We start from the raw sequence: 7,633 nt of genomic DNA on the forward strand, positions 1-7,633 counted from the left end.
GCACCACCCACTCCTTCGAGCCGGGATTCTGCGGCATATACCGGGGCGTAGTGGGATATCCTGCGACTTTTCAGCGGCTTGTGCAGCCTGGTTGTGGATAGGCGTTGAAGCCGGACCCCATGCGATCCGCACTAAGGAACTCTAATTATTGTGGAATCTCCAGTTATGCGGGGTCCCGATCGGCACAGATCGGGACCCCGCCAAAAATGGCATTCTTGAACAACTTCAAGCGTCTGTGCTGAGTTAGCAGGGGGGGGCGCTTCGGCGCCGATCCACAGAGCAGATGCGTGACCAGAAGGTTCGCATCGCAGCGGTATGCTCGAAATGTCGGCAGTGGCAGAAGGTCGACCTCGATGCCATCACCATGCTCCGCGGCCGCAGTTTCTGCCTCATTGACCAGCGGGGGCCGTGCAGAATCTATGAATGCGACGGCACGGCGTTCTTCATGTGGTCGACCGGCGAGAGCACGCCCTACCGGCCGTTGACCACCGAGCGCGGCAACCACGCCCGCATGTTCGGCAACGGGCAGGGGGAGGAGCCGCCGCCCGATGACGAGCCGCCCGAGCCGTTGCCACCGGCGCCGGCGGGGATTTCGCGAGAGGCCTGGGCCAAGGCTGACAGCTATGAGCGCAAGCGACTGCTGCGCCAGGCGCGCGGCTGAGCAGGGCAGGAGGGGGGTAGCGGATCCCGCCGGCCGAGGTCGGTAAGATCCGGTCGGGCCCTCCCCGAACGGATGTTGCGATAGCACGGACCGGCCGCGGTGCAGATATCGGAAACTGTGTCCTGTTCAACGTGGCTCGGAATATGCGCGTGTCTTGTCCCGTTATGTCTATCGCGCGTCCCAGAAGGGGGCACGTCACCGCTGCTTTTTTGTCATGGTCGCGGTGAAATCCGGGTCCTTATTCGCTACCCAGTCGACGAACTTGCGAACGCCGGGGTCTGCCAGCAATCCCTCCACATTCATCCCATGACGCTGCAGTTCGGAATTGGTAAAATTGGCGATCAGCATCTGTTGGCAAATCGCGTGCATGGGCACCGTATCGCGACCGCCCCTGCTCTTCGGCACGGGATGGTGCAAGATGGTCGTCGTTCCAGTCGGTCTTCCGCAAAGCCAGCAAATCACCGCCGGTGCCGAAGCCTCCTCCTGGCGATGCATGTCGCCGTACGGATCATTTCTCGAGTTTCTGCGGGCCATGCGTCTGCCTGAATTTCCAAGATTTGCGCTGCCTGCCTATAGACGAATCTGATCGCGCACCCGCCATTATCTGCATCTGCGCGGAAAATGATTTTGATCGCGCCGTGGGCTGCTGTCGAAGTGCGACAGCCTTGGCATTCGACCAACTTTGCAGGCATAGGCCCAGAACCGCCCGACTGGCGCATCGGGATCCACATGCGAACAGCTTCATCATATCGCACCGTCGGACTGGATTTCGGAACCACAAACACGGTTGCTGCCGTCTCCCAATCCGGGGATGCCGCGCGCCTGATTGACTTTTCCGGTCCGGCAATAACGAGCAACGTCTTCCGCTCCGCGCTGGCCTTTTGGGAGGATGACACCACATCAAACGGCGTTGCCTTGGAGGCCGGACCATGGGCGATCGCCGAGTATCTCGCCTGGCCGCAGGCTTGCCGCTTCATCCAGTCCTTCAAATCCGTTGCCGCCAGCAGCAATTTCGATCGGGCGGCGATCTTTGAACAGCGCTACACGTTCGAAGCGCTGGGCAAGGCATTCCTGGGTCAGCTGGCAAAGCATTCCGGGGGGCAACTGAGCGACCGGAACAGCCGCATCGTCGTCGGCCGCCCGGTGGCTTATGCCGGCAGCAGCCCCGATCCGTTGCTCGCCCGGCAACGCTACGATCTGATGTTCGAAGGCTTCGGCGCCGAGATCTTCTACGTCTATGAACCGCTGGGGGCTGCCTTCAGTTACGCGGCCAGACTGACCGACGCAGCGACCGTGCTTGTGGCCGATTTTGGCGGCGGTACCAGCGATTTCTCGGTTGTCCATATGAAGGCGCCAGGCATGGCCCAACGCTTCACGGCTCTGGGCCATGCCGGCATTGGCCTTGCCGGCGATGACTTTGATTTCCGGCTTCTCGATCACCTCGTCTTGCCCCAGCTCGGCAAGGGCTCCGAGTACCGGTCATTCGACAAGTCCCTGCTCATCCCGGGGCGCTATTTCGCCGACTTCAGCAACTGGTCACGGCTTGCTTTCATGCGCAATCGCCGCACGATGGATGAACTTCGGCGCCTGGAGCGCCAAGCCGTTGACCCGGCCGCCATCGCCCGGCTGATCGCGGTGATCGACAACGAACTCGGTTACCCGCTTTATGACGCAATCGGACGGGTCAAGCGCAGACTGTCGGATCATGATAGCGCGATCTTCCGGTTTTCAGGCGCCGAGCTCGAAATCGAGGCCGAGGTGACGCGGGCAATGTTCGAAACCTGGATTGCGGACGACCTGGCCCGCATCGAGGCAACCATTGACACCGCAATATCGGTATCGGGTGTCGGCAGCGCCGAAATCGACTGCGTTTTCATGACAGGCGGTTCCTCACTCATCCCGGCTGTGCACAACATCTTCTCCAGACGCTTCGGTGCCGATCGCGTCGCTGTTGGCGGCGAGCTTACGTCGATCGCGCATGGCCTGGCGCTGATCGGGCAACGCGATGATGTCGCAGAATGGTCGATCTGATCGGAGATCTGACGTGAACGCCAATAATTGCGGCGCTGGCAGTGATGCGATCCGATACAACGCCATCATGGCACATTGACTATGACTTGCAGGGTTGCGACGTGGGCTGGCATGTCACGATTTTGCATTGCCACCCAGAGGATCCTGAATCCCGATCACCGGCCGTTTCTCGCTGCACGCGATCGACCGAAAGCGCACCGATGGGCGATCGCTGGACAGAAGATCACGACAGAAGATGCGATGTTCAGCTGATGACGGACGCAACAGCATCCGGGCCGGAGCAGGCGCTGTTTCCCGAACTGCCGGCTGGCGCGTTCGCGAAGCAGGACCCGGGCGATGATTTGGCGTTTTACGCCCCGCCGCGGCTGGTGACCCACATCGACGATGCTGCGACGGCGGCACTGACCAATTTCTATCGGCACATGCTACCGGACTGCGGCCATGTGCTTGATCTGATGTCGAGCTGGGTAAGTCACCTGCCGGCGGATTGCCGTTTTGCCGGGGTTGTCGGCCACGGCATGAATGCTGAGGAGCTCGCTGCCAATCCGCAACTGACGCGGTGGTTCGTGCAGGATCTCAACCAGACGCCGGCGCTGCCGCTTGACGCAAGATCGTTCGATGCGGCGCTGTGCTGCGTGGGCGTGCAATATCTGCAGCGGCCAAGCGCGGTGTTTGCCGAAGTCCGCCGGCTCCTGGTACCGGGCGCGCCGTTCATCGTCAGCTTTTCGAACCGTTGTTTTCCAACCAAGGCCGTAGCAATTTGGCGGGCGCTCGATACGAGTGGCCATGCAGCGCTGGTGAAGCTGTATCTGGAACGCGCCGGCTTTGGCGAGGTGCGGGTTGATTTCCTGGTGGATGGCCGCGTTAGTGATCCTTTAGTTGCTGTAACAGGCCACGCATGAACAAGCGGAGGATGCCGTGACCGGGCTCTTGCGTGAAGACGTGCAATCCTATCCAAGGCCACCGGCCCTGGAGCCGGTGCCGCAGCGGATCATCGTCCGTCACGCGGGCACAGTGGTGGCCGATACAATCGCTGCGCTGCGTGTGCTGGAGACCCATCATGCGCCAAGCTATTATCTGCCGCGCAGCGATGTGCTGGCTGGTCTGCTGGCGGCCGCGGGCAGCAGTTTCTGCGAATGGAAGGGCCATGCCCGCTATTTCGACGTGATCGCCGGCGACGGCATCGTGCCGCGCGCCGCATGGAGCTATGATCGGCCCACGGCGCGCTTTGCGGGGTTGGCGGGCTATATTGCCTTTTATGCCGGGCTGATCGACGAAGCGTGGGTGGGCGACACGCGCGTGATCCCGCAACCGGGCGATTTTTACGGCGGGTGGGTCACCGCCAATCTGGTTGGCCGGATCAAGGGCGCGCCAGGAACAAATCACTGGTAGCGAGTTGACGCCGCCCGCAGAAAATAAGGCTGCCGCCGCCAAACCACCAAATTATGCGCATGATCCGGGCAACAGGCACCGCGACTTTATTCAACCAAGGCAGCGTTGTGCCACCAATATTGATCGGCACGCGCTAGCGTGCCACGGGAGGTGAGGTGTTTGGGCGATAGCCTATCCAGCGCAGCCCGGTTGCCGGCTGACGTTGCAAAGCGCCCGACGATGGTATCGGGCGTGCGGGCGTGGCCACTTTGCACCGCTGTAGCGGACGCTACTGCATCCACAACCATTTCAGTCACACGAACCGCGATAGGACAAAACCAGCGATTCCTATGTGCAGCAGGGTGATGACCACCGAAAGGCCGTGCAGAAGTTTGAACTGTGTCTTCGCGCCGGCATCGGTCGCGCGGTTGATGGCGGGCATCAGCAACTGGCGAGTTGGCAATGTCGTCGCCGCGATGACCAGCATTAGGCCGCCAGAAAGCGGATCGGTCTCGTAGAGCAGCGCCGCAGCCAGGACGGCGGCGCTGATGACGAACAGGTAGAAATGCGGAAATGCGCGGCGAAGGGTCGGGCCAGCAATCTCCGCCGGCAAGGCGTTGAAGAGGAACGCGGCAAAGCCGAAGGAATAAAGGACCGTGCCGCCAAACAGCAGCGCCGTGACAAGCAAAGCAGCGGTCAGCATTGACGGTCTTTGGCTGGCACGATCGGCATGAACATCACCGCTTCATGCACCGTCAGCGCGTTGCGCGACATGAGGCACGTCGGCGCGCGGCTCCATCAGAAACTGCCAGTCTGCTCGAGGATGGTATCGGCGATAGCGGTCCCGCTAGCCCATGCTGCCTCGACGCGGGCGCCCAGACACCAGTCACCGCCGATGTGCAACGTGCCATCTTCGCTGCACAGGAACGGTTCGCCGAGCGGCGTAACCGTGCGGGCATAGCGCCAACGGTGAGTAGCAGCGTACACTGCCGACTGCGGCGCAACACCGATCACCTCGGCCAGTATCGGCAACATGCGGCTGGCAATGATCTCGGACGTATCTTCGAGATGCCGCTCGCTCCATTCTACGCTCGCCTGCGCTACCCAGGTGGTCAGCGTGCCGGCACGGCCTGGCTTGCTGCTATCCTGAGCGATCCAGGCCAGCGGGTGATCGTCTGCGGCGCGCGAGCGAAAGGGACGTGGCGCATCGGCCGGAAACGCCGCCATCAATGTCAGGCAGGGCGCCATGGCGACGCCGGCGATGCGGTGATGCAAGGGGTGGCCATCGCCGAGCAGCGCTGCCGCTTGCGGGGCCGGGACGGTCATCACCAGGTGCCGCGTCTCTATGCGCGCCGCATCGATATAGAGTTGCCAACGGTCGAACTTGGCACGAACAGCAGTGATTTGCGCGCCCAACCGGACATTGAGGCCGGCCGCCATGGCGCGCGGCAGGCCCGACATGCCGGGCACCCCGACAAGGCGCAGCGAGTCCGCGCCATCATCCCAGCGGACACAGGCAGCGCCAAGATTGTGCAGATCAGCGGCAAAGTCCGGGTCACGCACCGTCAGATACTGGGCACCATGGTCGAAGCTGATGTCGCCATCGTCCATTATGACGCGCCGCGTTGCCATGCGACCGCCGATGCCGCGCCCCTTGTCGAGCACCAGTGGTGTATGGCCGGCGCGGGCGAGGCGCCGGGCGCAGGCGAGACCCGCCATGCCAGCGCCGATTATAGCAATTTCGGTTTGCATCGGTGATGATCCCCTGCGCAGGCCACGAAAGCCAGACGCTCCACTTAGCAATCGCGAGGGGCTGTGCAAATAAACCGAGCCACCTCTGAGAGCAGTCCGCGGCGGACTGCGTGGCGCACCATTTTTTCGATGAGTTGGGAAAAGGCCTCCCTTGTCGCGCGTGGCATCACGGCGCGGAGCGGCTTTGCACCTCAGGACAGCAGCTCGACATCCCAATACAGATAATCACGCCAGCTCTTGTGGCAATAATGCGGGGGAAAGGCACGCCCATTTGCTTGCAGTTCGTGGGTGGACGGCTGCTGCGGGCGGCTGAGCAGTTGCAGGTGGGCTTCGGCCGGGGTGCGGCCGCCTTTTTTCAGATTGCAGGGCGCGCAGGCTGTCGTGACATTCTCCCACGATGTGCGGCCGCCATAGGCGCGCGGAATGACGTGATCGAACGTCAATTCCCCGCCGGGCTGGCTGCAATATTGGCAGGTGAAGCGGTCGCGCAAAAACAGGTTGAAGCGCGTGAAGGCCGGGGTTGAAGCCGGGCGCACATATTGGCGGAGCGCGATCACGCTCGGCAATTTCATGCGCAGCGATGGCGATCGGATTTCGCGGTCATACTCGGCGATGATATCCACGCGTTCCAGAAACGCTGCCTTGATGGCGGTTTGCCACGGCCACAGCGACAGCGGATAGTAGGACAACGGCGTGTAATCGGCATTCAGCACCAGTGCCGGGCAGGCTTCTGGTGATACGAGCTGCGGAACAGTGCCGAATTTTTCCTCGATGAGGTCGCTCGTCAACATGCAGCATTCTCCCGCAGGCGGGGAGCGATCATTGTCACACGGGCCCAGTCGCACCGGGGCGGGAACCCCCAAGGCCGCGCACGCAGCGACCGTTCCGTGAATATCTGGCCTTTACAACATATTATATGTCAGGCCAATGACAGTGGCCGATTTCACTGTGGATAATGTGGAAAACTTGGTCCTTACCACGCGCTTTGCGCCATCCCCCACCGGGCTGTTGCACCGTGGCCACGCCTTCAGTGCGCACTTGGCATGGCAACTGGCGCGGCGCAGCGGCGGGCGTTTTGTGCTGCGCATCGAAGATATCGACACCGCGCGGTGTCGCCCGGCATTCGAAGTGTCCATCCTGGCCGATCTCGCCTGGCTGGTGCTGGACTGGGATGGCCCGGTGTGGCGGCAAAGCGCGCGCAGTGCCGTCTACCGTGCCGTGCTCGACCGGTTGGTGGCCATGGGCGCCGCCTATCCCTGTTTTTGCACCCGGGCTGATATCGCGGCGGCAGCGAGTGCGCCGCACGGGCCGGATGGGCTACGATATCCCGGCACCTGCCGGCAGCTTTCGCCAGCAGAGCGGGCGCGCCGGCTGGACAGCAAGGCGGCGGCGTGGCGGCTAGACGTGGCGGCGGCGCTGGCAATCACTGGTCCGCTGCATTGGCATGACAGCACGGCGGGCTGGCAGGCTGCTGAACCGGCGGCGGCAGGCGATATCGTGATCGCGCGGCGCGATGTCGGCACGGCGTATGCGCTGGCGGTGGTGGTGGATGATGCAGCGCAAGGCGTGACCGACGTGGTGCGCGGAGCGGATCTGTTCGAGGCGACGCACGGCCAGATTCTGCTGCAGGCGCTGCTTGGTTTGCCTACGCCGCGCTACCATCATCACGCGCTGATCATGGGCAGCGACGGTCGCCGCCTGTCAAAGCGCGATACGGGCGAAACACTGGCCGCGCTGCGGGCGGCTGGCTTGACACCGGCAGACATTCTGCTGAACAAAACACCTTCATCCTGAAATTACCCCCGATGAAGCGGAAAA

General features: G+C 62.5%; 9 protein-coding genes. 5 read left to right on the forward strand and 4 right to left on the reverse strand.

What is annotated here, in order from left to right; translation table 11 throughout:
• Positions 1 to 283: 283 nt before the first annotated feature.
• Positions 284 to 661, forward strand: coding sequence for a hypothetical protein (locus ABWP50_RS11630; protein ID WP_353218152.1), 378 nt, complete (start codon positions 284 to 286; stop codon positions 659 to 661).
• 195 nt (positions 662 to 856) lie between these two features.
• Here ABWP50_RS11630 and ABWP50_RS11635 read toward each other — a convergent pair whose 3' ends face one another.
• A complete protein-coding gene (locus ABWP50_RS11635) occupies positions 857 to 1,195 on the reverse strand; it encodes a hypothetical protein (RefSeq protein WP_353218153.1) in 339 nt (112 codons plus the stop codon).
• Between the two features lie 195 nt (positions 1,196 to 1,390).
• Between ABWP50_RS11635 and ABWP50_RS11640 the strand changes: the two genes are divergently transcribed.
• From ABWP50_RS11640 to ABWP50_RS11650, 3 genes are all read left to right on the forward strand, one after another.
• Entirely contained in the window at positions 1,391 to 2,692 is a 1,302-nt protein-coding gene (locus ABWP50_RS11640) for an Hsp70 family protein (protein ID WP_353218170.1), read from the forward strand.
• A 251-nt stretch (positions 2,693 to 2,943) separates the two neighbouring features.
• Entirely contained in the window at positions 2,944 to 3,594 is a 651-nt protein-coding gene (locus tag ABWP50_RS11645; RefSeq protein WP_353218154.1) for a methyltransferase domain-containing protein, read from the forward strand.
• Positions 3,595 to 3,610: 16 nt separating this feature from the next.
• A complete protein-coding gene (locus ABWP50_RS11650) occupies positions 3,611 to 4,084 on the forward strand; it encodes a DUF427 domain-containing protein (RefSeq protein WP_353218155.1) in 474 nt (157 codons plus the stop codon).
• Positions 4,085 to 4,376: 292 nt separating this feature from the next.
• Here ABWP50_RS11650 and ABWP50_RS11655 read toward each other — a convergent pair whose 3' ends face one another.
• From ABWP50_RS11655 to ABWP50_RS11665, 3 genes are all read right to left on the reverse strand, one after another.
• Positions 4,377 to 4,766: a DUF4149 domain-containing protein gene (locus ABWP50_RS11655; RefSeq protein WP_353218156.1), complete on the reverse strand. Its 390-nt coding sequence runs from the start codon at positions 4,764 to 4,766 to the stop codon at positions 4,377 to 4,379.
• Positions 4,767 to 4,861: 95 nt separating this feature from the next.
• Complete coding sequence (locus tag ABWP50_RS11660) at positions 4,862 to 5,815, reverse strand: NAD(P)/FAD-dependent oxidoreductase (protein ID WP_353218157.1); 954 nt, start codon at positions 5,813 to 5,815, stop codon at positions 4,862 to 4,864.
• Positions 5,816 to 6,006: 191 nt separating this feature from the next.
• Positions 6,007 to 6,606: an HNH endonuclease gene (locus ABWP50_RS11665; RefSeq protein WP_353218158.1), complete on the reverse strand. Its 600-nt coding sequence runs from the start codon at positions 6,604 to 6,606 to the stop codon at positions 6,007 to 6,009.
• A gap of 136 nt (positions 6,607 to 6,742) precedes the next feature.
• Here ABWP50_RS11665 and gluQRS point away from each other — a divergent pair, with 136 nt between their 5' ends.
• Entirely contained in the window at positions 6,743 to 7,609 is an 867-nt protein-coding gene (gene gluQRS / locus ABWP50_RS11670; RefSeq protein ID WP_353218159.1) for a tRNA glutamyl-Q(34) synthetase GluQRS, read from the forward strand.
• The last annotated feature ends 24 nt before the right edge of the window (positions 7,610 to 7,633 follow it).

This window comes from Sandarakinorhabdus sp. (genome assembly GCF_040398645.1).
Lineage (GTDB): Bacteria > Pseudomonadota > Alphaproteobacteria > Sphingomonadales > Sphingomonadaceae > Sandarakinorhabdus.

Excerpts from the sequence above, each read along its gene's own strand:
- ABWP50_RS11640 (WP_353218170.1), top strand. The coding sequence starts at position 1,391 with ATGCGAACAGCTTCATCATATCGCACCGTCGGACTGGATTTCGGAACC.
- ABWP50_RS11645 (WP_353218154.1), top strand. The coding sequence starts at position 2,944 with ATGACGGACGCAACAGCATCCGGGCCGGAGCAGGCGCTGTTTCCCGAA.
- ABWP50_RS11630 (WP_353218152.1), top strand. The coding sequence starts at position 284 with ATGCGTGACCAGAAGGTTCGCATCGCAGCGGTATGCTCGAAATGTCGG.
- ABWP50_RS11655 (WP_353218156.1), bottom strand. The coding sequence starts at position 4,766 with ATGCTGACCGCTGCTTTGCTTGTCACGGCGCTGCTGTTTGGCGGCACG.
- ABWP50_RS11665 (WP_353218158.1), bottom strand. The coding sequence starts at position 6,606 with ATGTTGACGAGCGACCTCATCGAGGAAAAATTCGGCACTGTTCCGCAG.
- ABWP50_RS11635 (WP_353218153.1), bottom strand. The coding sequence starts at position 1,195 with ATGGCCCGCAGAAACTCGAGAAATGATCCGTACGGCGACATGCATCGC.
- ABWP50_RS11660 (WP_353218157.1), bottom strand. The coding sequence starts at position 5,815 with ATGCAAACCGAAATTGCTATAATCGGCGCTGGCATGGCGGGTCTCGCC.
- gluQRS (WP_353218159.1), top strand. The coding sequence starts at position 6,743 with ATGACAGTGGCCGATTTCACTGTGGATAATGTGGAAAACTTGGTCCTT.